At 62.7% G+C, this 24,863-nt stretch carries 25 protein-coding genes; 8 read left to right on the top strand and 17 right to left on the bottom strand.

Translation table 11 applies throughout. The annotated features are described in order from the left end of the window. Positions 1–106: 106 nt before the first annotated feature. Positions 107–601 (bottom strand): (2Fe-2S)-binding protein, encoded by a 495-nt coding sequence (locus ACR9ZN_RS12870; RefSeq protein WP_441773483.1) that lies wholly within the window; start codon positions 599–601, stop codon positions 107–109. 423 nt (positions 602–1,024) lie between these two features. On the opposite strand from ACR9ZN_RS12870, the gene ACR9ZN_RS12865 reads away from it, so the two are divergent. After that, positions 1,025–1,624, top strand: coding sequence for an exopolysaccharide biosynthesis protein (locus ACR9ZN_RS12865; protein WP_434956840.1), 600 nt, complete (start codon positions 1,025–1,027; stop codon positions 1,622–1,624). Between the two features lie 239 nt (positions 1,625–1,863). Here the strand turns inward: ACR9ZN_RS12865 and ACR9ZN_RS12860 are convergent, their stop codons facing one another. From ACR9ZN_RS12860 to ACR9ZN_RS12820, 9 genes are all read right to left on the bottom strand, one after another. Further along, complete coding sequence (locus ACR9ZN_RS12860) at positions 1,864–2,592, bottom strand: MOSC domain-containing protein (RefSeq protein WP_481272398.1); 729 nt, start codon at positions 2,590–2,592, stop codon at positions 1,864–1,866. A gap of 44 nt (positions 2,593–2,636) precedes the next feature. After that, positions 2,637–3,032 (bottom strand): DUF930 domain-containing protein, encoded by a 396-nt coding sequence (locus ACR9ZN_RS12855; protein WP_434956838.1) that lies wholly within the window; start codon positions 3,030–3,032, stop codon positions 2,637–2,639. A gap of 363 nt (positions 3,033–3,395) precedes the next feature. Beyond that, positions 3,396–3,803, bottom strand: a complete 408-nt coding sequence (locus ACR9ZN_RS12850; RefSeq protein WP_434956837.1) for a DoxX family protein — start codon at positions 3,801–3,803, stop codon at positions 3,396–3,398. A gap of 201 nt (positions 3,804–4,004) precedes the next feature. Then, entirely contained in the window at positions 4,005–4,772 is a 768-nt protein-coding gene (locus ACR9ZN_RS12845; RefSeq protein WP_481272397.1) for a proteasome-type protease, read from the bottom strand. 148 nt (positions 4,773–4,920) lie between these two features. Next, a complete protein-coding gene (locus ACR9ZN_RS12840; RefSeq protein WP_481272396.1) occupies positions 4,921–5,733 on the bottom strand; it encodes an ABC transporter permease in 813 nt (270 codons plus the stop codon). Further along, on the bottom strand, positions 5,730–6,569 hold the full coding sequence (locus ACR9ZN_RS12835) for an ABC transporter permease (RefSeq protein ID WP_481272395.1): 840 nt from the start codon (positions 6,567–6,569) through the stop codon (positions 5,730–5,732). The genes ACR9ZN_RS12840 and ACR9ZN_RS12835 overlap by 4 nt, the downstream gene beginning before the upstream one ends. 61 nt (positions 6,570–6,630) lie before the next feature. Next, on the bottom strand, positions 6,631–7,746 hold the full coding sequence (locus tag ACR9ZN_RS12830) for an ABC transporter substrate-binding protein (protein WP_441773487.1): 1,116 nt from the start codon (positions 7,744–7,746) through the stop codon (positions 6,631–6,633). A 97-nt stretch (positions 7,747–7,843) separates the two neighbouring features. After that, positions 7,844–8,977, bottom strand: coding sequence for an ABC transporter ATP-binding protein (locus ACR9ZN_RS12825; protein ID WP_481272394.1), 1,134 nt, complete (start codon positions 8,975–8,977; stop codon positions 7,844–7,846). A gap of 118 nt (positions 8,978–9,095) precedes the next feature. Then, a complete protein-coding gene (locus ACR9ZN_RS12820) occupies positions 9,096–10,004 on the bottom strand; it encodes a LysR substrate-binding domain-containing protein (RefSeq protein WP_434956831.1) in 909 nt (302 codons plus the stop codon). A gap of 135 nt (positions 10,005–10,139) precedes the next feature. On the opposite strand from ACR9ZN_RS12820, the gene ACR9ZN_RS12815 reads away from it, so the two are divergent. The 4 genes from ACR9ZN_RS12815 (at position 10,140) to ACR9ZN_RS12800 (ending at position 14,900) form a co-directional block, all read left to right on the top strand. Further along, positions 10,140–11,708 carry a zinc-binding metallopeptidase family protein gene (locus ACR9ZN_RS12815; protein WP_481272393.1) on the top strand — a complete coding sequence of 523 codons (1,569 nt, stop codon included), beginning with the start codon at positions 10,140–10,142 and terminating at the stop codon, positions 11,706–11,708. A 117-nt stretch (positions 11,709–11,825) separates the two neighbouring features. After that, complete coding sequence (locus ACR9ZN_RS12810) at positions 11,826–12,758, top strand: dimethylarginine dimethylaminohydrolase family protein (RefSeq protein ID WP_434956829.1); 933 nt, start codon at positions 11,826–11,828, stop codon at positions 12,756–12,758. Positions 12,759–12,790: 32 nt separating this feature from the next. Then, positions 12,791–14,203 (top strand): FAD-binding oxidoreductase, encoded by a 1,413-nt coding sequence (locus ACR9ZN_RS12805; RefSeq protein ID WP_481272392.1) that lies wholly within the window; start codon positions 12,791–12,793, stop codon positions 14,201–14,203. A 397-nt stretch (positions 14,204–14,600) separates the two neighbouring features. After that, a complete protein-coding gene (locus tag ACR9ZN_RS12800) occupies positions 14,601–14,900 on the top strand; it encodes a hypothetical protein (protein WP_481272391.1) in 300 nt (99 codons plus the stop codon). 39 nt (positions 14,901–14,939) lie between these two features. Here ACR9ZN_RS12800 and ACR9ZN_RS12795 read toward each other — a convergent pair whose 3' ends face one another. The 5 genes from ACR9ZN_RS12795 to ACR9ZN_RS12775 form a co-directional block, all read right to left on the bottom strand. Further along, positions 14,940–15,779: a transglutaminase family protein gene (locus ACR9ZN_RS12795; RefSeq protein ID WP_481272390.1), complete on the bottom strand. Its 840-nt coding sequence runs from the start codon at positions 15,777–15,779 to the stop codon at positions 14,940–14,942. A 16-nt stretch (positions 15,780–15,795) separates the two neighbouring features. Then, complete coding sequence (locus tag ACR9ZN_RS12790; RefSeq protein WP_434956825.1) at positions 15,796–16,737, bottom strand: alpha-E domain-containing protein; 942 nt, start codon at positions 16,735–16,737, stop codon at positions 15,796–15,798. 60 nt (positions 16,738–16,797) lie between these two features. Further along, positions 16,798–18,213 carry a circularly permuted type 2 ATP-grasp protein gene (locus ACR9ZN_RS12785; protein ID WP_454814230.1) on the bottom strand — a complete coding sequence of 472 codons (1,416 nt, stop codon included), beginning with the start codon at positions 18,211–18,213 and terminating at the stop codon, positions 16,798–16,800. A 205-nt stretch (positions 18,214–18,418) separates the two neighbouring features. Next, positions 18,419–19,642 (bottom strand): MFS transporter, encoded by a 1,224-nt coding sequence (locus ACR9ZN_RS12780; RefSeq protein WP_481272389.1) that lies wholly within the window; start codon positions 19,640–19,642, stop codon positions 18,419–18,421. A 354-nt stretch (positions 19,643–19,996) separates the two neighbouring features. Next, on the bottom strand, positions 19,997–20,911 hold the full coding sequence (locus ACR9ZN_RS12775) for a LysR family transcriptional regulator (RefSeq protein ID WP_481274353.1): 915 nt from the start codon (positions 20,909–20,911) through the stop codon (positions 19,997–19,999). A 114-nt stretch (positions 20,912–21,025) separates the two neighbouring features. Between ACR9ZN_RS12775 and ACR9ZN_RS12770 the strand changes: the two genes are divergently transcribed. After that, a complete protein-coding gene (locus tag ACR9ZN_RS12770; RefSeq protein WP_481272388.1) occupies positions 21,026–22,054 on the top strand; it encodes a zinc-dependent alcohol dehydrogenase family protein in 1,029 nt (342 codons plus the stop codon). A gap of 28 nt (positions 22,055–22,082) precedes the next feature. On the opposite strand, the gene ACR9ZN_RS12765 is transcribed toward ACR9ZN_RS12770, so the two are convergent. Next, positions 22,083–22,685, bottom strand: a complete 603-nt coding sequence (locus ACR9ZN_RS12765; RefSeq protein ID WP_481272387.1) for an NUDIX domain-containing protein — start codon at positions 22,683–22,685, stop codon at positions 22,083–22,085. A gap of 101 nt (positions 22,686–22,786) precedes the next feature. Here ACR9ZN_RS12765 and ACR9ZN_RS12760 point away from each other — a divergent pair, with 101 nt between their 5' ends. Both ACR9ZN_RS12760 and ACR9ZN_RS12755 read left to right on the top strand, forming a co-directional pair. Continuing rightward, complete coding sequence (locus tag ACR9ZN_RS12760) at positions 22,787–23,542, top strand: DeoR/GlpR family DNA-binding transcription regulator (protein ID WP_454814226.1); 756 nt, start codon at positions 22,787–22,789, stop codon at positions 23,540–23,542. Between the two features lie 71 nt (positions 23,543–23,613). Continuing rightward, on the top strand, positions 23,614–24,027 hold the full coding sequence (locus tag ACR9ZN_RS12755) for a cytidine deaminase (protein ID WP_481272386.1): 414 nt from the start codon (positions 23,614–23,616) through the stop codon (positions 24,025–24,027). 63 nt (positions 24,028–24,090) lie between these two features. On the opposite strand, the gene radC is transcribed toward ACR9ZN_RS12755, so the two are convergent. Next, a complete protein-coding gene (gene radC / locus ACR9ZN_RS12750; RefSeq protein ID WP_434956817.1) occupies positions 24,091–24,846 on the bottom strand; it encodes a RadC family protein in 756 nt (251 codons plus the stop codon). Between the last annotated feature and the right edge of the window lie 17 nt (positions 24,847–24,863).

The raw sequence follows: 24,863 nt of genomic DNA, 5'->3' as shown, positions 1-24,863 counted from the left end.
GCTTCGCCGAGAGAGTCGATGAAAAGCTCGAGGTTGGAGCGTCAGCCGATGGTGCCTATAGGCCGCCAAACTTGTTCGAGGTGACGCATCCCAGGAGAGAATAGGGTTATTCGGCCGCCTGTAGCGTTTCGCCTTCGGTCATCGCCTTGGCACCTGCCGCCACCGCCTTGACGATGTTGTGATAGCCTGTGCAGCGGCAGATATTGCCTTCGAGCTCATGGCGGATGGTGGTCTCGTCGAGGTCGCCGCCGAGCCGGTCGACCATAGCAACCGAGGTCATGATCATGCCGGGCGTGCAGAAGCCGCATTGCAGGCCGTGATTGTCTCTGAAAGCTTCCTGCATCGGGTGGAGCTGGCCGTTATTGGCGAGGCCCTCGATGGTGGTCACTGAGCCGCCGCTGGCCTGAACAGCGAGGGTGGTGCAGGATTTGACGGCCTTGCCGTCGATATGCACCACGCAGGCACCACACTGGCTGGTATCGCAGCCGACATGGGTGCCGGTAAGCCTCAGATGCTCGCGCAGAAAATCGACAAGCAATGTACGTGGATCAATATCAGCCGTAATTTCCCGTCCATTGACGAGAAGCGAAACGGAAGCCATGGGGTCCTCCAACCGGTTCGCGATCTGTTGTCCTCTCTATGTTCGCCGTCATTCATTTGGCGGCCTGAACGGAAGACTCTCATATAGCAGATCGGAATAATTCCAGTCTGGACCCCCTCTTTTCGGTGGTCAAGTGACAAGCTTGAAAAGTTGAGGGCCGTTTTCACGGGGTTTTTCGCGATTTTTTCGATTTTTCGAACAAAGCAGGCGAACGGGCCCCTGCGACAAGAAAGCACGAGTGCGAAGGCCTTGCGATGCAGCATGGTACGCTGTGCTGCGAAGGGAACTGTGCGGCAAAAGCACAACACCCATCCGCAAATGATGTGTGCGACGCCCAGTTTGGAATTGGACAGCACAATCATCTCGAAATTGTCGCAGAGTCCCACTATAAGCCCGGCAAGGATCTCACGAGTCAGCCTTATTTTGGAACCGCGTAACCCCAGAACATCCGAACTCCTTGCGGCTATCGCTTCGGCGGAAGGAGAGGACCGTATCTATTTCGGTGACCTGACGGCCGCCATGCGCAACCGCGCCTTCGGTATTCTGTTCCTTTTGTTCGGCATACCGATCTGCCTGCCCATTCCCGGCCTTGCCACCGTTTGCGGTTTCATCATTACTTTGATCGCCGCACAGATGATCCTCGGCCGCGACAATCTATGGTTGCCGCAATTCCTGGCCCGCCGCAGTTTCGCCCGCAAGGATCTGCAGCGGCTCGTCACCAGGGCGGAGCCCTGGATCCAGTGGGTCGAGCGGTTCGCCACGCCTCGCCTGGCGCCTTTCGCCGATGCACGCTCGCGTCGTATCATCGGCATTGTCGGGTTTGTCCTGGGCCTGGCACTGCTTCCAGCCATTCCGGTCATCGGTGCCATCCCGCTCGGTATCCCGATCTGCATCCTCGGTCTCGGCTTGGTGGAACGCGACGGCGCGGTGATCCTCGCCGGCTATGTCGCCACCAGCCTGGGCCTGCTGATCACGGCCGGCCTCGGCTATCTGATGTTCCAGGGCGCTCTGGCGGTCTTCTGATGCCAGGAAGCTTGGAAGTGACTCCTGGTTTTTTCGGACGATTTTCGCCAAATCTTTGATTTGGTGTTGAAAATCGTCAGGTGTTCAAGCCGAGGTAACTGCTCACCTCCTACCGTTGAGGGGCTGGACGACCTTAAGCAATTACCAGCCGAGAATGCGTCGGCATTTTCGAGGCTTTTGGTATGAGACGGGCGGTTCGGACAAGCCCTGTTTGAGGGCGGCGCAAACCCCGTAAGCAATTACGCTTCGATGAAACGGATGCTGTCGCCCTGGTTGATCGGCCCGGGTTGCTCCACGGTGCCGTAAATACCGATCTGGTTGGCGAACTGGCGCGCGACCGTCTTCATGATGGCAGGGGTTCGCTCGGCCGTCTGAGGGTCGAGGGTGATCATCACGCAGCGGTCGATCGGCCGGTCGGTGCGCAGCCGGACCTCCCGATTGCCGATGGCGACCCGCTTGCCGAGCCAGTCGCGCTCCCAGGTCTCGGCATCCGTGGGTTCGACAAGGAGGTTGATGCGGAAACGCTGCAGATCGATGTCGCCGCCATGGGCCTGCGCCAGGCGCCCTGCCGTGGTCGTGCTGACCAGCGAGAGGACGGCGCTGTCGAAATGGCCCCGCCCGAGTTGCATCAGATGCACGGGCTCGCCGGCGGCCTCGCTCAACTCCCGACACAAAGCAGGATCGTCGATGTCGTATTCGCCGCCTTTGGGCGAGGCCACGGTTAGCGCCGAGGCCTTGGGATCTTCCGGGTTGAGGTAGCGGGCGCGATAGCGCAGCAGATCCGGCAGATCCCGGCCGGTGAGGTAGGGGAAGCGGCCGCGGTCATTGGTTTTCACGAAGGCGTATTGCCTGTCGCCCGCCAGGCCGTTCCAGCGCAGCTCCACCGTGTCGAGGGCATCGCTGCCCATGGATTTGACCGGAAAACGCTGGATCCGGCGGATGATGCCGATCGAACCGTCCTTGCTCATGTCTGCTCGGCCCATGTCTGCTCGCCGCCGGAGGTTGCGAAGGATCAGTGGATGGAGAGGCCGTGGGAATCCCATTGGTCGCGCGGCACGGCTTCGCCGATCCTGTAGTCCAGAGATATCACCTTCATGCGATCGGGTGTCGCTTCGCAGCTAAAGGAATATTGGTACCAGATCCCGCCGCTGCGGAAGGCACCGCCATCGCCCTTGAGGGTGTCGCCCGTCACATGGGGATCCCCCAGCGCATAGGCGATGACGCTGTCGGGTTTGTAGGGCCGGGATTCGTGGCGGAGCCTTTCCATCAATTCAATGTCGCAGGCCTGCTGAAACCGATCGGCGGGAGCCAGTTTTGCGAGACCGGCTTCGGTCCGGTTGTTCTGGCGCGCAAGAGCAGGTGTCAGGGTAAGGGCGATCAGGGCGATCGAAAGCAGCGTCGATTTCATTCATCCAGTCCAGGCGGAGACAGGCCTATGCCGGATCGCGTGAACGACCGGCACGGGCCCGGTATTGGCCATGATCCTCACCATGCATCGTGCGATCGGGCAAAGGCCCGGGAAGCGCGCAGCATTTGGAATGGAGGGTCCGGAACAACAAGCGTTTCGTGACCACGCTTCCTGTTCCAGGCGACCAGCCCCGGTGGCCGAGGTGGCCATTTCCATGGCGAGGAGGATCGGCCCAGGCGAAATGGGTTCGGTTTCAACCCAATTCAATCCCGCGCCGATTCAGGGAGCGCAACCTAACGCTTCATCCACCCCTTGTCGATCCGTGGCGGACCTGGACATCCGCATGGTGGCTGCGGTTCGATCCTACCGTTCGCGTGCCGAATCCACGCTGATCGATCCGGGGCCGGCGAAAACGAAATAGAGGAAGAGGAAGCAATAGAGGATGGCGGCGTCACCGCCATTCAGGGCCGGGAAGAAGGATTTCGGTGCGTGGAACATGAAATAGGCCACCGCCATCTGCCCGGAAAGGATGAAGGCGACGGGGCGGGTAAACAGGCCGATCACGATGAGCAGACCGCCAAAGGCCTCGAGAATGCCGCCGAACCACATCAGACTGAAGAGCGCGATCTCGCGATCGGGCGGGAGTGCCGGAAAACCGAACAGCTTCTGGGTGCCGTGCGCCAGGAAGATCAGGCCGGCGACGATGCGAACAAGGGAAAGGATGGTCGGCGCATAGGCCTGGAGGGTCGATTGCGTCGATGGTTGTGACATGCTGCTCCGTCCGTGGATGGCTAAAGCGTTTTGCTTTAGGGGAAGAGCAGCCTTAGGTCACCCGCTGGCGTCTTTCCAGCCCGCGCGACCGGCAAGGCGATCACGAACCATCACGTTCTTGTTTAACTTCATTCCAGACTTGACGGATTTTCCACGGCGTTCCGCTGTCTGGCCGCAGGACATGCGCCGATGCGTTATGGTTCAGGGCGTGTCGAGCACCCCTGTCTTGCCGATGATGTAAGGCGGTCTGGGAATGGCGATGTGGGCCGCCCGCAAGGCTGCCGACCAGCGTTCGCGCAAATCGTGGAAATAGGGCTCGCCCGGCTCGATGCGATGGCTGATCTCGGATTTGAGCGCGTCGCGCCGCACGGTGAGGATGTCGATCGGCATGCCGACGCCGAGATTGGAGCGCATGGTGGAGTCCATCGAGATCAGGCCGACCTTGAGGGCATCCGGCATTTCCGTCTCGTAGTTCACGGCGCGGTCGAGGATGGGCTTGCCATATTTGTGCTCGCCGATCTGCAGATAGGGCGTATCGACCGTAACCTCGATGAAATTGCCGGCAGAATAGATCATGAAGAGTCGCATCTTGCCGCCCTTGATCTGTCCGCCGAACAGGAAGGCCACGTCGAAGCGGCTGTTATGCTCCTCCAGGCTGCGGCCATCGGTGGCATAGACGGCGCGGATGGCCCGACCGATCAACTGAGCGGCCTTGAACATGCTGGGCATGCTCATCAATGTGTCGACGGCGCCGGTATGGGGATTTTCCAGGCCCTCTTGGATGTGATCCAACACCGCCTGGCTAACGGACAGGTTGCCCGAGGTGCAAACCGCCAGCACGCGATCGCCCGGCTCCTCGAACACGTGCAGCTTGCGGAATGTGGCGATGTTGTCGATGCCGGCATTGGTGCGCGTATCCGCGATCATCACCAGGCCCTCGCGAACCGAAATCCCGACGCAATAGGTCATCGACTGAACTCCCAAGCCGCCCGCCGGCGGTGCCCCATGCGAACCCGAACCCCCAGGCTGCAGCGATCTTCCCATAGAGCAAGATTCGTTTGCCGCCTACGGGCGCAACGTCGGTCGAGACAGCGGCAAAAGGCGGCAGGGCAGCCTTTTAGTGCTTCGGCACGGAGCGCAGGCTCGAATAGACCATGCGCAGGACCAGCACCAGCGTGGTCAGCACGATCAGGATGACGGAGATCGCGGCGATGGCCGGATCGATGTTGTCGCGTACGCCGCTCCACATCAGCCGGGGCAGGGTGATGGCGTTCACGCTGGTGATGAAGAGGGTGACGCCGATTTCCTCCCAGGACAGCACAAAGGAGAGCATAGCCGCCGTCAGCAGCCCGAACTTGATGTTGGGCAGGATGATTCTGGTGGCGCGCTGCCAGACGCTTGCGCCCATGCCGCGGGCGGCCAGATCGATGCGCCGGTCGACCTGGCTGAGCGAGACCAGGATCAGCACCACGCAGAAGGGGACGATCATCACCACATGGGCCAGCACGACGCCGAGCCAGGTATCGAAACCGATGGCGGAGCTGACCTGGGACAGTCCCGTGAGCAGGAAATAGAGCGTCATCGCCGAAACGACCGGCGGCACGATCATCGGCAGCAGCACGAAGCCGACAAGGGCCGCGCTGAAGCGGGGGCGGAACATCCAGATGCCGACGCAGAACAAGGTCGCCAGCGTGGTGGCAAGCGCCGACGAGACCACGCCGATGCGGATGCTGAGCAGGATGGCATTGGCCCAGTCCGGATTGGTGAAGAGCGTACGGTAATGGGTCAGGGCATAATTACCGTTGGGCATCGACAGATAGCGGGCCGCCGTGAACGACACCGGCACCACGGCCAGCAGTGGCAGCAGCAGGAAAATGGCGACGAGGGCGGCCGCGGTGAGCGCGATCAGGCCGGGGCGGTGCGACGTCATTTGGACACTCCCGTATCGCCGAGGCGGGCATAGCGGAACAGCAGGCCCATCAGCACCGCCACGATCACCACCAGCGTGACGCTGATCGCCGCGCCCAGGCCCCAGTCCGGGCTCTGGAACATGCGCAGATAGATGAGTTCCGCCACCATCACGCTGCGGCCGCCGCCGAGAATGGCGGGTGTGACGAAGAAGCCGAGGGCGAACACGAAGACGATGAGCGTGGCGCCGATGATGCCGGAAAAGGTCATCGGCACGAAGACGGACCAGAAGATGCGCATCGAACCGGCTCCCATGCCGCGGGCGGCGAGGAAGACGCGCTCATCCAGGCTGCGCATGGCCGAGGCCAGCGGAAACACGGCGAAGGGAATGAGAAAATGCGACATGCCGATGATGACGCCGAATTCGTTGCGCACCAGCGTCAGCGGCTCCGAGATGAAGCCCAGACTCTGGAGCCAACTGTTGACGAGGCCGCGATTGGACAGCAAAGCGAGCCAGCCGAAAGCGCGGGTCAGCACCAAGATCCAGAAGGGGATGAGGATGCACAGTTCCGCCAGGCGCTGCTGCATCGGCGTACCGCGCACCCAGACATAGGCGATCATGTAAGCGGCGATGACAGTGATTACCGTCACCATGGCGCAGATACGGAAGGTGCGCATGAAGACCGAGAGCACCAAGGGATCGCCGGCAAGCCTTTGATATTGCGTCAATCCCGGTTCGGGCAGCGTGATGCTCCATTGGGCCACGCCAAGGAAGGGAATGAGATAGACCAACGTCAGGAACACCAGAAGCGGTCCTGCCAGAACCAGGAATGAGAGCGAAGACAAAGGCTTGTGCATGAAAGCTCTCGCATGTCTTCACTGCCCGGGCTTGGGTCCTGCCCGGGCAGTGGATGAAAGGTCAGGCCGAAATGATCTTGGTGTAGGCATCCAGCGCCGCGCCGTAGTTTTCGGCATACCAGTTCATGTCGAGTGCCACCTGCTTGCCGATATTGACCGGATCGACCGGGTTGAGGCGCTTCTGATCGGCGGGGATGAGGGCGTCGGTCGCCGGATTGGCGGGGCCCTGTCCGAGCATGTCGAACATCACCAGCTGCTTCTTGGGATCCTGCGCGCTGGCGATGAACTTCATCGCATTGTCCTTGCCGCCGGGGTTGTTCTTGATCACCGCCATGGCACCAGGCGAGATCAGGCCCTGGTCCCAGATGAACTTGACCTGCCCGCCGGAATCCTTTTCCAGGATGGAGGCGCGGGTCGACCAGATCAGGGCCATCGAAGCATCGCCGCTCAGCAGCACCTGCTGGCTCTCGGCGCCGCCGCCCCAATAGGACACGATGTTTTCCTTGAAGGCGGCCAGCTTGTCGTGCGCGCGCTTGAGGTCGAGGGGGTAGAGCTTCTCGGGTGCGACGCCGTCACCCAGCAAGAGCGCCTCCCACATGCCGGCGCCCCATTTGTAGAGCGAACGCTTGCCCGGGAATTTCTGCACGTCGAAGAAATCGGCCATGCCGGTCGGGGCCTTGTCGCCATATTTGGAGGCGTCATAGGCGATGATATAGGAGAAGAAATAGGTCGAGGAGGCATGCTCCCAGCCAAAGCCGGGCCGGAACTTGGACTTGTCGACCACATTATAGTCGATGGGCTCGAGCATGCCCTGCTTGCCCAGGGAAATGGCGGAGAACGGGTCGGCGTCCACGATGTCCCAGGTCGGCTTGCCGCTCTTGGACTGGGCGATGATGCCGCCCTCGGTCGGGCCGCTGCCATCCTCCTTCACGGTGATACCGGTATCCTTGAGAAAGGACTGGCCATAGGCGGCATCGTAGGCCTTGATTGCGTCACCGCCCCAGTTGACCAGCACCAATTGGCCGCCATCGGCACGGGCCGGATCGGCGCGCAGGGCGAAGGGCGCGCCGGCAAGCACCATGGCGGCGAGCTGGGCGAAGCGCCGGCGGCTGATCTGGCCGGCTTCGACCTTCGAGGCGAGGATTTCGAGACAGTCTTTCTGGAAGGCTTCATTCATAGCCGATGTTCCCCTGTTGGGTCTCTGAAGGCGGATGGTGGGAATTATGCTTTAATTGCTTGTTCTTGTTGGATTTATCGTCGGATAGAACTGGGGCTCAGGCCTCTTCGGGCAACAGGAAGCCCTTGCTCTTCGGCCAGGTAAGCCAAAGATCCGGCCCGTTCGCCAAGGCTTGTGTCGCCTTGTCCGTCGGCAGGGTCAGGCTGACCGGCGTGCCGCTCCTGGTCGCAAGGGAGAGCCTGGTGGCGGAGCCGAGATAAGTCGAAGCTGTCACGGTGCCAGCCAGGCAATTGACGGCGTCCGCCTGAGGGGTCACCGAGATATCCATATGCTCCGGGCGGATGGCCAGGATGCCGGTCTTGCCGACATGGGTCTGGGACGGCACGTCGAGCAGGACTCCATCGCAGGAGCCGCGGGCGTTGCCGGCTTCCCGCCGGACGTCGTGCAGCGGCAGGAGGTTGATGTCGCCCAGGAATTCCGAGACGAAACGGTTGGTCGGCTTCTCATAGACCTCTTGCGGCGTGCCGACCTGCAGGAGTTGGCCATGGTTGAAGATCGCCACATGCGAGGAGAGAGCCATCGCCTCGCTCTGGTCATGCGTGACGAAGATGAAGGTGGTGCCGAGTTCCTCGTGCAGGCGCTTGACCTCGTCCTGCATGGAGTTGCGCATGTTCTTGTCGAGGGCGGAGAAGGGCTCGTCGAGCAGAAGCACAGGCGGCTCGAACACCAGCGCCCTCGCCAGTGCCACGCGCTGCTGCTGGCCGCCGGAAAGCTTGGAAGGAAGCTTGTGGCCATGGCCGGAAAGGCCGACGCGGGTCACCATCTCGCCGACGCGGCGGCGGATCTCGTCGCCGGGCATCTTCCGGATATGCAGCGGGAAGGCGATGTTCTGTTCCACCGTCATGTGCGGGAAGAGCGCATAGCCCTGGAACACCATGCCAAAGGCTCGCTCTTCGGCGGAGAGAGTGGTGATATCGGTCCCGTCGCGGGTGAGGCGACCGACGGTGGGCTTTTCGAAACCGGCGAGGATCATCAGGAAGGTGGTCTTGCCGGAACCCGATGGCCCGAGCAGGGTGAGGAACTCGCCGCGGGCAATGGTGAGCGAAACGTCCTTGAGCGCCGCGAACTTGCCGAACGTCTTGCCGATGCCTTGGGCCCGGATCTCGGCAGCATGTTCGATGCTCGAATGACCGGCTGCCTTGCCGGCCGCTACCCCGCCGCTTTGCGCCATGCATATCCTCCCGGAAAACCGTTCAAAGCCTAAGCGTGATTATCGTTCACGACAATTGAATGTTGTTGCCTCTGGGGAAAAATTTGATTCACCCCAACGGGTAGCCTGCTACAGGCGCTCAAGCATAATTGGAACGATGCGTCGAGCTGGTCTGCGCCAAAGCCGACTTCAACCAATCCGCGAAGGCCTGCGACACGGCATGGCCGGCCTTGGCATGCTCCATCACCAGGAAATAGGAGCGGGGGGACTTGATGGCGAGGTCGAAGGGGCGGACCAACTGGCCGGCCTTCATGGCGGTGTTGCAGGTCAACTCGTCTCCCATGGCGATGCCCTGGCCGGCGGTGGCCGCGGCGAAGACGAGATTCATGTCGGAGAAGATCATGCCGCATTCGGCATTGGGATTCTCGACATTGGCGAGCGCCAGCCAGCGCGTCCAATCGTCGAAGTCGCCCAGGTGAAGCAGCGGCGCCCTCAGCACGTCCGAGGGCTCGTTGAGACCACCGACCTTGTTGAGCAAAGCGGGACTGCACAACGGTGTGAACTGCACTTCGCACAGCAGCTCGACGGCCCGGTTGGGCCAGTTGCCATCACCGAAGGTGATAAAGAGGTCAACATCGGGATTGGAGACGTCGTCGAGCCGCCGCGGCGTCACCACGCGCAGGGACACGTCGGGATACATCTCCTGGAATTCCGCGATATGGGTGCACAGCCACAGCGATGCGAAACCAGGGGTGCAACTCACCTGCAGCGTGCCGGCGACGCCCCTGCCGCCATATTGCAGCGAGGCGTCGCCGATCACCGTGAGCGCCTTGCGCACTTCGTTGGCATAGTGGCGCCCGCGCGCGGTCAGCATTACGCCCTTGCCGTTGCGCTCCAGGAGATCGAAGCCTAGATCGCGCTCGAGCAAACGCAATTGATGGCTGACGGCGCTGCGCGTGAGAAAGAGTTCTTCGGCGGCGCGCCAGACACTGCCGTGGCGCGCGAAGCTGTCGAGGGCGCGCAGGGCTTGGGTGGAGGGAATACGCAAAGGAGGCTCCGGAAATCTCGCGCCCTGGGCGGGGTATCGAATTGGTGAATGGAATTTGCTCAAACAAGCAAAACTTATCACTTTTTGATAGCGTTGTTCACCGCTTATCCTCCATGGCAATCAGGGAGGTGGAATGTGACCAGTTCAGCTCAGCTAACGGCGCTCGCGCATGTCGATGCCATCGCCGGTGATCTGTCGACCTGGACGCGCACCATCTTCGACCTCGGCGAGACGGCCTGGCGCGAGTACGAATCCGCGCGCTGGTATGTCGATCTCCTGCGCCGGCATGGCTTTACCGTCGAGGAAGGTTCGGCCGGCATGCCGACTGCCTTCTGTGCGCACTGGACCAGCAAACCGGGCGGGCCTGTTATCGGCATGTATGCCGAATATGACGCGGTGCCCGGCAATTGCCAGGATGCGGCCACCGTCAAGCGCCCGCGCCCGGGCCTCAGCGAGCACGCCGGCGGCCACACCGACCCCCATTCGGCGCTGGGCACCTCCAGCCTTGGCGGCCTGCTCGCCACCAAACAGGCGATGGAGCGCCATGGCCTCGCCGGCACGCTGCGCTTCACCGGCGAACCGGCCGAGAAGGTGAGGGGATCCAAGCCCCTCCATGCCGCCAAGGGCTATTATGACGGCCTCGACGGCATGCTCTCCTTCCACCCCTTTTACATGCTGCCGATGTGCAACACGGTGCGTTGGGATACCCATTGCGGCGCCGCCTATTCGATGATCTATCGCTTTGTTTGCGACGAGCCGGAAGCCTGGAACCGGGCGGCGGGAGCGCCGATCCCGCAATCGCATTCCGCCGTGCGCGCGCCCGGCGCCAATGACGCGCTGATGATGATGTACATGGCCTCCAAGGCCCTGCGCGATTCCATGCTGACCCATCAGGGCGGCTGGTCGATCAGCGAGGCGATCCTGACGGCCGGCCAGGCGACGGCGGACAATCTCCCCGCGGGCCTCGCCGAGATCCAGTACATGATGCGCATGCCCACCCTCGACATGGCCGAGCAGGCGACTGCCATGCTCGACCGCAATGCGGAGATGGCGGCAAAGATGACCGGCTGCCGTTACGAGCGCCATTGGGTGTGCAAGTCGCGCCCGGGCCTGGCCAACCATGCCATCGCCAATGTGGTGTGGGACGCGATGTCAACGGTTGGAGCGCCGCGTTGGGGCGAGGAAGCCTGCCGGCTCGCCCGCGAGATCCAGGTCAATCTTGGCCTGGAGCCGATGGAAAAGCCCTTCCTGGCCGAATGCGAGCGTTTGATCGCCCCGCAGGAAGCCGAGGCGATCCTGCGGCGGGATCTGCCGCCCTCGCAGCTCAACTCGACCTCGGACGACTATACCGACATGAGCTGGCATGCCCCGACGGCGCGCTTCTACGTGGCCCGGCCGGCCCTCAGGGCGCCGGAGGGCTACACCTATCCGGGCTGGGTGATGAATGCGCTGGGCGGCATGCCTGCCACCATCGATCCGATGGTGACGACCGCTGCCAAGACGATCGCGCTCTCGGCCCTGCGCCTGATCGAGGACGGGGAGGCGCGCGCCGCCGCCCGTCGCGAATTCGAGGAACGTACCGGCGGCGGCGTCGGCGGCTCCAATTGGATCCCACCGCTGGCCGATTATCCGCCGCCGATCGGCTTTCGCTGGCCTGAATATGTCACCACCGTTCGCGGGCGCGAATGGTGGATCCCCACCTGATGCTAGAGCAAAACGCGTTCAAGTGTGAACGCGTTTTGCTCTAACTCTTTGTTTGGACGCGTCTTTGCGATTCTTGGTGATTCCAAGAAATCACAAAACGCTATAAGGGAAACGATCATGAACCGCATAGAACAGATCCATGTCGACGACGCCTTCACCCTGCGTCGCAGGAATCTCGCCGGCGGCACCAAGCCGCTCAAGCATTGGGGCTTTCGCAACGAGACCGACCGCCTGACCGACGTTCTGCTCGGCTCTCCGGCCTATCTCCGGCATATGGCGACCAGTTCCTTGTCGCGCAAGCATCTGCGCGAGGCGCCCTGCAACATCCAGACGGCGCAGGCCCAGCACAAGGAACTCGCCTCGGCCTATGAGCATTTCGGCGTCAACATTCACTGGCTGGAGCCGGAAGTCGAATTGCCGATGCAGGTCTACACGCGCGATTCCAGCGTAATGACCCCCTATGGCGTCGTCATCACCGCCATGGCCAATTGGTGGCGCCGGGGCGAGAACTATGCCGCCATCCGGGCCTATGAGAAGATGGGCATTCCGATCTACGACATGGTGACGGCTGGCACCTTCGAGGGTGGCGATTTCAACGTGATCGAGGAAGGTTGCGTGCTGATCGGCTGCGGCGGAGCCCGCACCCAGGAGGAGGGCGCCCGCCAGGTTGCCGAGTGGTTCGAAAAGGAAGGCTGGGAAACCCGGCTTGCCTTCATCGACGAATATTACGTTCATATCGACCTGATGGTGGTGCCGATCGCCCCGAAGCTGACGGCGGTATGCCTGGCTTGCACCGAGCCCGGTATCGTCGACTGGCTCAAGGCCAAGGGCCACGAGATCATCGACGTACCGTTCCAGGACACCATGGCGCTCGGCTGCAACTTCATGTCGCTCGGCAATGACCGGATCATCGCGCCCACCGCGAGCAAGAGCCTGATCGGCCAGCTCAAGGCACGCGGATTCGAGGTTGCGGCCGTCGACACCGGCGAGATATCCAAGACGGGCGGCGGCATTCATTGCATGGCGCAGGCTCTGCGCCGCGCGGCCTGAGCGCTCACGGCGAAAAGTAATGGGATAAGGCGATGATCGCGCAGGAAAACGGGCTGCCGGCGGACTTTCTGTCCGATCTCGCCTCCATCGTCGGTGCCACCAATATCCGTACCGGCGCGGCGATCGCCGAGCTCGACCCAGGCGAAGAGCCGGATAATCTCGGCGCCTCAGCCGTCGTCTCGCCGGCGACGACCGGGGAAGTCGCTGCGATCGTCAGGCTTTGCCTGCGCGACGGCGTCTCGATCGTTCCGCAAGGTGGTCGCACCGGTCTCGTCGGCGGCGGTATCTCGACGGCGGGACAGCTCGTCGTATTGACACGCCGCTTGAACCGGATCGAGCGGCTCGACGCCGATGAGCGCGTGGCGGTGGTGGAAGCCGGCTGCACGCTTCAGGCTCTGCAGGAGGCAGCATTCGTCCATCATCTCGAACCCGGCATCGACCTCCCGGCACGGGGGTCGGCCAGTATAGGCGGCATGATCTCCACGAATGCGGGGGGCATCATGGCCTTCCGCAATGGTGTGACGCGCCATCGCATCCTCGGCCTGGAAGCGGTGTTGCCGGATGGGTCTGTTTATTCCGACCTCACCCGGCTGGTGAAGAATTCCGCCGGATACGATCTCAAGCATCTGCTGATCGGGGCCGAAGGAACGCTCGGCATCGTCACAAAGGTGGCAATCAAACTGGACGCCGTACCGAAAGCCCATGCCGTCGCCCTGTTCGGTTTCGGCTCGGTGCCCGCGGCACTTGCCGCCATCCGGCGCGCCCTCGACGCGCGGGTCGGCGAATTGCGCGCGGCCGAGGCGATGTGGGCCGATTACTTCCGTTATGCCGCCCGCCATTTCGGTTGGTCGGCGCCCGACTTTTCCTTCGACCACCAGATCTATCTCATCCTTTCCCTGGGCGGTGCTGACGAGGCGGCACTGCAGGAAGAACTGGCGGCGATCTATGAGGAATTGCTGGACGTCCATCCCGAGACCAGCGCCGTCTTGGCGAGTTCGCTGGCGCAGGAGCAGGCGATCTGGCGGCTGCGCGAGGAATCCGCAGTCCTCTATGTCGATTATCCCAACTCGCCGAGTTTCGACGTCTCGCTGCCCTTGTCACAGGTGGACGACTATGTGCGCGCCAGTGTTGCCGGCCTGGCGGGCGTCTCGCCGGGGCTCGCTCCCTTTGTCTTCGGCCATCTGGGCGACGGCAATCTGCATATCATGCTCAACCGGGCGGCGGATGCGCTGACGCCCGACGATATCGCCGGCGTGGAGGCCGTGCTTTATGGCGGCATCCGCTTGCGTGGCGGTTCATTCTCGGCCGAGCACGGCGTCGGCTCCAAGCGTATCCATGCCCTCTATGCCACGGCCGATCCGGTCAAGCTGGCCTTGATGCGGTCGGTCAAGGACCTGCTCGACCCCTCGGGTCTCATGAACCCCGGCAAGGTGCTCGCTTCCTGACACGCCGAAGATGTGCTGACGCCGATCTGACGCCTTGCCTATCTCGAGCTCAAGCTGGGTCGGATGACGATAGCGGGAGCTTGACGCTGGAAAAGTCGTCGGGACAGCACCATACCTCTCTCGACGCCAAGAAACTACTTTCCTGTCACGCCGATAGCATATTATGCTTACCTAATCCGAATAGGGCATTGCTTCCTTCGTGGAGAATATGCTCACTGTCTGGGCATTTTCTAAAGAAGGAGATTGAGCTTCCCGGGTGTAAACGCCCTTCTTTCGGAGGAGCTTCGACACAAGGCAGTGCTCGAACAGATGCGGTGAAGCGAGGGGCGGTCGCGCAGGCGGGTGCGGCCAAATACCGGGTTCCGGTGACAGAGCATCGGCATACTTGGAGAGGACAATGTTCGTGATCTGGCCTGTCATCGTAGCGATGGCGCTAGGGGTTGTGTGCGGAACCTTCGTTCCCGTGCTGGCCTTCACGATCGTCGCCGTGGTCGCGTCTGTCGGCAGCGCCATCGTTATCTGGGTGGTCGGCTTCGGCCTTGGCGTGGCCTTGATCGACATGGTGGCGATCGCCGTGACCCTGCAGGTTGGCTATGTTGTCGGTGTCCTCGCTTTGTTCGCCGTAAGCAAGCTTACGCCGAAATTGCGTCCGGGTGCAGTGCGCTACGAGCACGAACACGATTCCAGCCTGCCTTGACACTCCATCGACCCTGACACGGGCGGTCGGGCTTAAAGCTCAGCTCTGTGACTGATGCTGTGCCTGCGGGCGCTCGCCCTTTTCAGCGATATCGACCGTCACCTCCAGGCTTTCGCCATCGCCGCCGTAATGGGCGCCCCGGACCGGCGCAGCGCCAAGATAGTCCAGGCCGGCAGCGACACGGACATGGTGGACCGTCGGACAGACCGGCAGCGTCGGGTCGAAGCCGACCCAACCCAGACCTTCGACATAGGCCTCGGCCCAGGCATGGCTGGCGCTGCCTTGCTGCGCCTGAGGCTGCCACAGCAGCCCGCTGACATAGCGGGCCGGAATGCCGAGCGTGCGGGCGCAAGCGATGAAGAGATGGCTGACGTCCTGCGCGACGCCGTTGCCGGCGGCGAACGCCTCCACCAGGCCGGATGCCAGTCGTTTCGGATTGCGGCTGACGTCAATGCGATTATGGATCGCTTGCATCAGGGCATGGCAGGCGGCAAGACCGCCCTCGGCCTCGCTTACGCTCTGGCGGGCGAACGCCTGGATCGAGACATCGGCACGGGTGAGATCGGTATCGCGCAGATAGAGGGAGACGGGGAAGCGCTCGACGACGCCGAGCAGCACACCGGCATTGTCATGGGTTTCCACCTCGCCCTCCACGCGCACCGTCAAGCTGTCGATGCTGCCGATCACCGCGAAGGCATGGCTGATATTGCCGAACGCATCCTCGGCCTGGCTCAATCTGACATCCTGGTCCACGTCGATGCGCCAGCGCACCACATGCTGGCCGTCATGCGAGCGTGGGGTCAGGCGAAGGGTCTGGATCACGGATTTGGCCGGCCGCTCGTAGCGATAGACGGTCTCGTGGGCGACGCAGATGCGCATGGTCCGTAACAGTCTCTCAGATCAGATATTGCTCGGCGATCGCCGCACTTAGATTGTTGTTGTCGGTGATGAAATCGGTGATGAAATCATGCAGCCCGGACTGGAAAACCTCGTCGATACTCAGATTTTGGAGGCGCGATTGGGTCACGCGCACCAGGCGCTGGGCCGGGCCCTGCCGGCCATAGACCTGTGCGAGTTGATCGAGATTCCCATTGAGGTTCTCATAGCATGAAGCGAGGGAACGTGGCATCTGCGTGTTCAGGATCAGAAGGTCGGCGACCAGCCACGGCTTGAGGCTTTCCTTGTAGACCCAGTGATAGGCGGTGAGGGCGGAGACGGCGCGCAGAATGGCCGTCCATTGGAAGTAATCGAGACTGCCGCCGACGCTTTCGGACGGTGGCAGCAGCACATGATATTTGACGTCGAGAATACGTGCCGTGTTGTCGGAGCGTTCCAGGAACAGGCCGAGGCGCGCGAAAGCGTAGGCATCGTTGCGCAGCATGGTGCGATAGGCCGAGCCGTCGAACATCAGGGAGACGCCCTTGACCCAGTCGAGGAAGCGGGAGACTTCCTCGCGACTCATATGCGAAGGATTGTAGCGCTTGAGTTGGAGCCAGGAGTCGTTGATGGTCGACCACATCTCCGCGGTCAGCGCCGTGCGGACGCCGCGGGCATTGGTGCGCGCCATCTCGAAGCAGTTCCGGATCGAGGAGGGGTTCTCGGCGGAGAAGGCCAGGAACTCGGTGACCGTACGCTCATTGGCCTCCTCATAGGCGGCAAAGAAGGCTGGGCCGCATCCCGCCGTCTCTACCGCACTCTCCCATTCCGTGGTCAGGCCGCCATAGGAGGCCGGCAGGGAGGACAGCCGATAGGCCGCATCGAGGATGCGGGCGAGATATTCGGCCCGTTCGACATAGCGGGCCAGCCAGAACAGATTATCAGCGGTACGCGACAGCATGGCTCTTCGTCCGAACGGGAGGAGGCGGGAGGAGCGATAATAGACAATGCATGGCCTGCCTCATCGGTCCAGGATCCAAGTATCCTTGGTACCCCCGCCCTGGCTGGAATTGACCACCAGGGAACCTTCCTTCAAGGCCACCCGGGTCAGGCCGCCCGGCACGATGCGGATCTTGTCCGAGCCGGTGAGGACGAAGGGGCGAAGGTCGACATGTCGGGGGGCAATTCCCTCCTCGACGTAACAGGGACAGGTCGAGAGCGCCAAGGTCGGCTGGGCGATATAGCCGAAGGGGTGGGCCTTCAGCTTGGCGCGGAAATCCGCGATCTCGGCCTTGCTGGCATGCGGGCCGATCAGCATGCCATAGCCGCCTGATCCCGAGACCTCCTTGACCACCAGGCTTTCGAGATTGTCGAGCACATAGGCCAAGGCTTCGGGCTCGCGGCAGCGATGCGTCGGCACGTTCCGTAGGATCGGCTCCTCTCCGAGGAAGAAGCGCACGATGTCAGGCATATAGGAATAAACGGCCTTGTCGTCGGCGACGCCGGTGCCGACGGCATTGGTCAGCGTGACATTGCCGGCGCGGTAGGCGGTCATCAGGCCGGGAACGCCGAGAGCGGAGTCCGGGCGGAAGGCGAGAGGATCGAGGAAGTCGTCATCGATGCGCCGATAGATCACGTCGACCCGGCGGGGCCCCTCGGTGGTGCGCATATAGACGATCTCGTCCCGCACGAAGAGATCGCGCCCCTCGACGATCTCGATGCCTAGGCGATCGGCCAGGAAGGAGTGCTCATAATAGGCAGAGTTGTACATGCCGGGGGTGAGCAGCACCACGACCGGATCGCGCGAGGCCGAGCGCGGGGCGATCGAGCGCAACGTGGCGAGCAGTTCGTCCGTATAGTTCTCGACGGGGGCGATGCGGTGGCGTGCCACCACTTCCGGGAACAGGCGCATGGTGACTTCGCGGTTCTCCAGCATGTAGGAGACGCCGGAGGGCGTGCGGGCATTGTCCTCGAGCACGTAGAATGTATCGGCGTCGACGCGCACGATGTCGATGCCGGCAATATGGACATAGACGTCGTGCGGTACGCTCTGGCCCGCCATTTCGGGGCGGAACGCCGGATTGTTGAAGATCAGGTCTTCCGGCACCACGCCGGCGCGTACCACCTCGCGTTTGCCGTAGACGTCCTTGATATACATGTTGAGCGCGCGCACGCGCTGTTCGAGGCCTCGCTTGAGCGTCGCCCATTCCTGCGCCGCCAGGATGCGTGGGATGATGTCGAAGGGGATGAGGCGCTCGGCGCCGGCCTTATCGCCATAGACCGCGAAGGTGATGCCGATGCGCCTGAACAGTAGCTCGGCCTCGTTGCGTCGATGGGTCAGTAATTCCTTTGGGGCCGTGGACAGCCACTGCGCGAGATCGGCGTAGGCGGGTCGAATGGAACCGTCGCTCAGTGTCATCTCATCGAACGCCGCCATGCATTCCCTCCAGACGTGCAATCTGGCGTTACATTGAGCGAGATCGTGCAAGGCGGCAAGCGGTCTGCGCATATCGATTGATGAGATCGTGAGCAGAATTGCGGATTTGCCTACCGCAAAGGCAACTTGCCTGCCGCGCTGGCATCGTTTGCCTGAAATGGCGGCTGAAGCCTCCGGTGCGGTCGACCTATCAGGGGGCAGTCGGTTACCGGGGATTGACGAGTGAGGCCGGCAGGCGCAACACGGCGAGACCGCCAATAGCGATGAGAGCCGCCACGCAGTAGAGCGCAAGCGATGAGCTCTGAGTCGCATCGCGCATCCAGCCGATGAAATAGGGGGCGAGGAAGGCTGCGACATTGCCGAGCGAACTCACAAAGGCGATGCCGGCTGCCAGGACAGCCGCAGACATGAAGGCAGGCGGTAATTGCCAGAACAGGGGCAGGGAGGTGCTGGCGCCCATGCCGGCAAGCGTCAATCCGAGCATGGTCGATACCGGATTGCCGGGATCGAGGCCGACGATGGCAAGACCGCAGGCGGCCATCAGCAGCGGAATGCAAAGATGCCAGCGGCGCTCCCTGAACCGATCCGATGAAAGGCCGACGGCGAGCATGAAGACGCAGCCCGCCAGATAGGGCACAGCGCTGAGGAGCCCGATCCTTATGTCGCTGGTAATGCCGGCGCCATTGATCAAGGCCGGCGTCCAGAAGGCAATCGTGTTCACGGCAAGCATCACGGCGAAATAGATGCCAACCAGTTGCCAAACCCTGGGATCCCGAGTGCATTGGGATAACGAGATATTCGCTGTCGGCTTCTGTTCGGCAGCGAGGGTTGCCATCAGGTGGTCCTTCTGTGGTTCGCTCAACCACGAGGCATCACGCACGGTGTCCGGTAGGGCGGCGTAGACCACGAAGGCGAGCAGGATGACGGGCAGGCCTTCGAGCAGGAACATCCACTGCCAGCCGCGCAAGCCTGCAATGGTGTTGAAGCTTTCGAGAATGCTGCCCGAAATCGGGCCGAGCAGACCGGCTGCCGGTACGGCGAGGGCAAAGAGCGCCGTGATCTGGCCGCGTCGGCGCTGCGGAAACCAGCGGTTGATGTAGACGAGAACCCCTGGGAAAAAGCCGGCCTCGGCGATGCCGAGAAGGAGACGCAGGCCGTAGAACTGCTGGGCGGAGGTCACCAGGAAGGTCGAGGCCGAGAGAACTCCCCAGACGAGCATAATGAGGGTGATCCCGCGCCGCGGGCCGAGCCTGTCCAGCATCAGATTGCTCGGCACGCCGAACAGGGCGTAGGCCACGAAGAACAGGCCGGCGCCCAGGCCATAGGCGGTGTTGCTGAAGCCGAGATCGGATGTCATCTGCAGCTTGGCGAAGCCGATATTGATGCGGTCGAGATGGGCGAAAACGTAGCACGCCAGCAGTAGGGGCATGATCCTCCGAGCGGTGAACCGATGGATTGCGTTTCCAACTGCCTGGGTATCCAGATCGATCGCGAAATCAAGCGCAGCGACATCCCCTTGCGAATAGCCCTGATTTGCCACGGCTTCCTCCTGTCGCCCGCGGTTTGTCGCCTCGAAGCACTCATCATTGCCGAGAAGACCGAGTGGGGTTTTTAGATATTTAATATGTTAATTAATTAATGGATAATCCCATTCGTGCCGATGGCAAGGGCATGGCATTCCGGCCTGGATCGCCGCGCCGCGCAGGCGGCTTCTGGATAGCCGGGTCAAGCCCGGCTATGCCAGTTCAAGGAGTTTCCTTCTTAAATTGCCCGCATTACGCCTTCAGAGGCCGACCTCGTTGCTCATCAAGCGGGAAAGGTTCGCGACGAGTATATCGATGGCGGCACGCACGCGCAGTGGCAGCAGGGGCGAGCGCGGCCAGAGGGCATGCACATCGAAGGCCAGGCCCGGATGCTCGGTCAGCACCCGGACCAACTCGCCCCTGCGTACACGGTCGGCCGCCAGCCAGCACGGTATCCAGGCAAGGCCCGCTCCGGCCACCGCCGCATCGGCGACCGCGTCGAGGGCATCGAAGATGAAGCGGCTCCTAGGCATGATCTCGACGGAAGGCCCGCCTTGTACCGGAAATAGCCATGACCGGGGCTGGCCTGAACGGCCGTAGAGAATGGCGTGATGGTCGGCGATGGCGGCCAGGGTGAGGGGGGCGCCGTGCTCGCGCAGATAGGCAGGTGCGGCGCACACCGTCATGCGCTGCTGGGCGACACGGCGCGTGATCAGGTTCGCGTCGGATTCGAGGGCACCGTTACGAATGGCGAGGTCATAGCCCTCCTCGATCAGATCGACGCGCCTGTCGTTGAAATTGAGCTCGAGTTCGAGAGCCGGATGCTGGGCCGCGAGCTTGAGCAGAAGCGGCGTGACGCAGGCACGTCCGAACAGGGCCGGCATGGTGACGCGCAGCCGGCCACTGACGTCGCGCCGGCCGCTGTCGAGCATGGCCTCGCCGTCGCGGATCTCGGCCAGCGCCCGCAGGCAGCGCTCATAGAAGACCTGGCCGTCCTCGGTCAGCGCCTGGCTGCGCGTGGTGCGATGGAACAGGCGGGCGCCCAGCCGTTCTTCGAGCCGGGCGATCGATTTGCCGACAGCCGATCGCGAGAGGTTGAGCCGTTGGGCAGCGGCGGCAAAGCCGCCAGCCTCCACCGCTTCGACGAAAACCGAGACACCCGTGAGACGATCCACCATTGCAAGAACGATCTTGTAGATAAAACAGAACCAATGAACGGAAATTATATCGCCACTGGTGCTTAAAATTCAACATTATTGTGCCGCTTCCACATCCGATGGAGAATGGCGATGACGGAGCAGATGAAACGGTGGTCCATAAATGCGATCGGGCGCGATCGGCTCGTGTTCGAACACGTGCCGAAGCCTCAGCCGACGGCGGGTGAGATATTGGTCAAAGTGACCGCCGTTTCCCTGAACTACCGCGACAAGCTGGTGATCGAGACCGGTTTCGGCCAGCCTCTGGCCTTCCCCTTCACCCCGGCATCGGACATGGCGGGTGTCGTCGAGGCGATTGGAGAGGCAAGCACGCGATTCAAACCGGGCGACCGGGTGATCTCCACCTTCATTCCCGGCTGGATCGACGGGCTGAACGACGGTACGGCCCGCGTGCCGCCCTACCGCACCTTGGGCGGCATGCGGCCCGGCGTTCTTGCGGACTATGTCGCCTTTCCGGAAGACTGGTTCACCCTTGCGCCAGCCACGCTCGACGATGCCGCTGCGAGCACCTTGCCGGTGGCTGGGCTGACGGCCTGGTTCGCGCTGGTGGAGCGCGGGACGCCTCTGGCCGGCAAGACCGTGCTGGTGCAAGGCACCGGCGGGGTCTCGCTGTTCGGGCTGCAGATCGCCAAGGCCGCGGGGGCCAGGGTGATCGTCACGTCCGGCAGTGCCGACAAGCTGGCGCGGGCCCGCGAACTCGGCGCCGACCATGGCATCGATCGCAGCCGCGAAAACTGGGTTGAGGCCACCCATCGCCTGACGGGCGATCGTGGAGCCGATCACATCCTGGAAATTGCAGGGGGCGCCAACCTGGGGCAGTCCGTGCAGGCGGCGGCGATGGGAGGGCGCATCTCCGTCATCGGCGTGCTGGAAGGCATCGAGGTCTCGGCGCCGGTGGTTCCCCTGATGCTCAAGGGCCTGACGGTCCAGGGCATCGGCGTCGGCCATCGCCGGGCCCAGGAGGATCTGGTGCGGGCTGTCGATACGCTTGGCCTCGAACCCGTCATCGACAAGCGCTACGGCTTCGCCGAGCTTCCGGCCGCGCTCGATCATCTTGATCGAGGCGCCTTCGGCAAGATCGTGATCGAGACGGCACGATAGTTGAGGCGAACCCGACCGGGGCGAGGCGTCACGCCGCGGCGACCGCCGTCTTGCCGAAGAGATGCAAGGCGGCATGGTAGAGCAGCATGATGGTCTTGCCGTCCCGGATCTCGCCGCGCGCAACCATCGCCAGGGCCTCGTCGATGTCGAGTTCGAGGAGATCGATGTCCTCGCCTTCCTCCGCCTGGCCGCCGCCGGCGCCGACGCGATCGCCGGGGCTGTAGGGCGCGACGAAGAAATAGAGCTTCTCGGTCACGGAGCCCGGGCTCATATAGGCCTCCATCACACGCCGGACTTCGTGAATCCGGAAACCGGTTTCCTCTTCGGTCTCAGCCCGTATACGTTCCTCCGGACTGGCATTGTCGAGCAGGCCGGCCGGGGCTTCGATCAGGAGATCGTCGCAGCCATTGACGAAGGCCGGATAGCGGAACTGGCGCGTGAGAATGACGGTGCGCCGTGAGGGATCGTAAAGCAGGATGGTGGCGCCATTGCCGCGATCATAGGTCTCCCGGCTCTGCCTTTGCCAGCTCCCATCACCGCGACGATAGAGAAACGTCGTCTTCTTCAGGACATACCAGTTGTCGGAGAGGAGTTCGACATCCTCGACCCGCACCCGATCCGCCAAGCTCATGGAAGCCTCTCTGCACGAAATATCGTGAATTTTCTTGAGTGAGCTTTAAATTTCGTGCAATTTCGTGCATAGTCAAGAAAATTCGTGAGGCGGACGGCGTCATGCTCACAAGCGAGCGCAAGGCTTACATTCTCGAAGTTCTCTGCCGGGACGGGCGCGTCGTCGCCAAGACGGTCAGCCGGGAGCTCGACCTGTCCGAGGATACCATTCGCCGGGATCTGCGCGAATTGGCGGGCGAGGGGCTGCTGCAGCGTGTCCATGGCGGCGCGCTGCCGGCTTCGCCGGCCATGGGTGATCTCGCTCAGCGCCGCGACGTCTCGGCGGCTGGCAAGATCGCCATCGGCCGCGCGGCTGCGCGCCTGGTGCGTCCGGGACAGGTCGTCATGCTCGACGGCGGTACCACGGCGGTGCAGCTTGCGCGTCATCTCGACCCCAACCTCAGGGCCATGGTGGTGACCCATAGTCCGAACGTCGCGGTGGAGCTGGCGGGGCATGCCGGCATCGAGGTGGAACTGATCGGCGGCCGGCTGTTCCGTCATTCCATGGTTGCCGTGGGGGCTGTCGCTGCCGAAGCGATCGCACGCATCCGGGCCGACATCTATTTCATGGGCGTGACGGGCATTCATGCCGAGATCGGCTTGACCACCGGCGAAAGCGAGGAGGCCGCCATCAAGCGGGCGCTGCGCCGGCAGGCCGCGGAAACCGTCGTGCTGGCGTCTCGGGAGAAGCTCGGCGCTGCCTCGCCCTTCCATGTCGCGGCGATAGAGGAGATCGACGTCATGCTGGTGGAGGAAGATACGCCCGATCCGGCTGTCGAGCCTTTCCGCGCGCTCGGCGTTACCATCATTCGGGCATGATGCGCTATCGCCGGCTGGAATCGGTCATATTCTCCAACCATGGCCGGTACCGGTAAACAAAGCGAGGATTCATGGCTGTTCTGAACGCGGATGATACGGTGCTGATCGAAGCGGCCAGGGCGGCGATTGCTGCGCGCTACCGGCCGGATTGGCATGTTGTCGGGGCCGCCTTGCGCCTTCGCAGCGGCGAGATCGTCACGGGTGTTCATCTCGAAGCCAATGTGGGGCGTATCGCGGTTTGCGCCGAGGCGGTGGCGATCGGGCGGGCCGTCACCGAGATCGGCTCTTCCGATATCGAGGTGATCGTCGCGGTCTATCATAATCGCGATGGCTCGATCGAGATCGTCGCTCCCTGCGGCATGTGCCGCGAGATGATCTCGGACTATGCGCCGACGGCCGAGGTGATCGTGCCGGACGCCTCGGGGAGGGCGACGAAGGCCGCCATCGCATCGCTGCTCCCAGGCAAATATCGGCGCAGCGAATAGCTGGTGGCGTTTCCGGAAAGAGGCGCCTTCAGCCGCGGTCTATGCCCCCAATGAGAGCTGCGCTCAAAACAGGCGCTGCGCCTTCAGGCTGACATGGCCATCACGGCCGATGATGATGTGGTCATGCACCACGATGCCGAGGGGCCCGGCGACATCGGCGATGGTGCGCGTCATCGACACGTCGGCCGAGGAGGGCGAAGGATCGCCGGAGGGGTGGTTATGCACGAGGATCAGCGCTGTGGCCGAGAGTTCCAGCGCCCGCTTAACGACCTCGCGCGGGTATACGGGCGTGTGATTGACCGTGCCTCGTTGCTGGACTTCGTCGGCGATCAGGCCGTTCTTGGTGTCGAGGAAGAGGATGCGGAAGATTTCGCGCTCGGCGAAGGCCATGGTGCTGCGGCAATAATCGATGAGCGCTGCCGAGGTCGACAGCACCGGCCGTTTGGCGATGCCGCCTCTGGCGAGGCGATGGCCGGCCGCCTCGACGATCTTGAGATCGCCGGCTACGCCGTCGCTGACGCCATCGACCTCCTTGAGCCGGGCGATCGGCGCACCCAGGACCTCCGCCAGCGAGCCGAAGCGGGTGATCAGCGCCTTGGCGAGCGGTTTGACGTCCCGGCGCGGAATCGAGCGGAAAAGTATGAGTTCGAGCAGTTCATAGTCGGGCAACCGGCCCTCGGCCTCGGCGAAGCGCTGCCGCAGCCTCTCGCGATGGCCATGATAATGCGGCTCCCCCGGTTCGCTGGCTGAGGGGAACAGGGCTGCTTCGCCCAAGCCGGGAAGCGGGGCGTCCGACAATGGCGAGCGCCCCTTCTTCATTCAGGCAGCCCTTTCAT

The sequence above is a fragment of the Labrys sp. HAY1-8F genome, assembly GCF_056754975.1.
Note: the sequence above shows the minus strand (reverse complement) of the source record. Positions and strands in the feature narration are given on the sequence as shown.

Excerpts from the sequence above, each read along its gene's own strand:
- ACR9ZN_RS12860 (WP_481272398.1), bottom strand. The coding sequence starts at position 2,592 with ATGAGCAAGGACGGTTCGATCGGCATCATCCGCCGGATCCAGCGTTTT.
- ACR9ZN_RS12790 (WP_434956825.1), bottom strand. The coding sequence starts at position 16,737 with ATGCTGTCGCGTACCGCTGATAATCTGTTCTGGCTGGCCCGCTATGTC.
- ACR9ZN_RS12780 (WP_481272389.1), bottom strand. The coding sequence starts at position 19,642 with ATGCCCCTACTGCTGGCGTGCTACGTTTTCGCCCATCTCGACCGCATC.
- ACR9ZN_RS12805 (WP_481272392.1), top strand. The coding sequence starts at position 12,791 with ATGATCGCGCAGGAAAACGGGCTGCCGGCGGACTTTCTGTCCGATCTC.
- ACR9ZN_RS12840 (WP_481272396.1), bottom strand. The coding sequence starts at position 5,733 with ATGACGTCGCACCGCCCCGGCCTGATCGCGCTCACCGCGGCCGCCCTC.
- ACR9ZN_RS12760 (WP_454814226.1), top strand. The coding sequence starts at position 22,787 with ATGCTCACAAGCGAGCGCAAGGCTTACATTCTCGAAGTTCTCTGCCGG.
- ACR9ZN_RS12835 (WP_481272395.1), bottom strand. The coding sequence starts at position 6,569 with ATGCACAAGCCTTTGTCTTCGCTCTCATTCCTGGTTCTGGCAGGACCG.
- ACR9ZN_RS12810 (WP_434956829.1), top strand. The coding sequence starts at position 11,826 with ATGAACCGCATAGAACAGATCCATGTCGACGACGCCTTCACCCTGCGT.
- ACR9ZN_RS12770 (WP_481272388.1), top strand. The coding sequence starts at position 21,026 with ATGACGGAGCAGATGAAACGGTGGTCCATAAATGCGATCGGGCGCGAT.
- ACR9ZN_RS12830 (WP_441773487.1), bottom strand. The coding sequence starts at position 7,746 with ATGAATGAAGCCTTCCAGAAAGACTGTCTCGAAATCCTCGCCTCGAAG.
- ACR9ZN_RS12765 (WP_481272387.1), bottom strand. The coding sequence starts at position 22,685 with ATGAGCTTGGCGGATCGGGTGCGGGTCGAGGATGTCGAACTCCTCTCC.
- ACR9ZN_RS12845 (WP_481272397.1), bottom strand. The coding sequence starts at position 4,772 with ATGACCTATTGCGTCGGGATTTCGGTTCGCGAGGGCCTGGTGATGATC.
- radC (WP_434956817.1), bottom strand. The coding sequence starts at position 24,846 with ATGAAGAAGGGGCGCTCGCCATTGTCGGACGCCCCGCTTCCCGGCTTG.
- ACR9ZN_RS12855 (WP_434956838.1), bottom strand. The coding sequence starts at position 3,032 with ATGAAATCGACGCTGCTTTCGATCGCCCTGATCGCCCTTACCCTGACA.
- ACR9ZN_RS12755 (WP_481272386.1), top strand. The coding sequence starts at position 23,614 with ATGGCTGTTCTGAACGCGGATGATACGGTGCTGATCGAAGCGGCCAGG.
- ACR9ZN_RS12850 (WP_434956837.1), bottom strand. The coding sequence starts at position 3,803 with ATGTCACAACCATCGACGCAATCGACCCTCCAGGCCTATGCGCCGACC.
- ACR9ZN_RS12785 (WP_454814230.1), bottom strand. The coding sequence starts at position 18,213 with ATGGCGGCGTTCGATGAGATGACACTGAGCGACGGTTCCATTCGACCC.
- ACR9ZN_RS12800 (WP_481272391.1), top strand. The coding sequence starts at position 14,601 with ATGTTCGTGATCTGGCCTGTCATCGTAGCGATGGCGCTAGGGGTTGTG.
- ACR9ZN_RS12870 (WP_441773483.1), bottom strand. The coding sequence starts at position 601 with ATGGCTTCCGTTTCGCTTCTCGTCAATGGACGGGAAATTACGGCTGAT.
- ACR9ZN_RS12795 (WP_481272390.1), bottom strand. The coding sequence starts at position 15,779 with ATGCGCATCTGCGTCGCCCACGAGACCGTCTATCGCTACGAGCGGCCG.
- ACR9ZN_RS12825 (WP_481272394.1), bottom strand. The coding sequence starts at position 8,977 with ATGGCGCAAAGCGGCGGGGTAGCGGCCGGCAAGGCAGCCGGTCATTCG.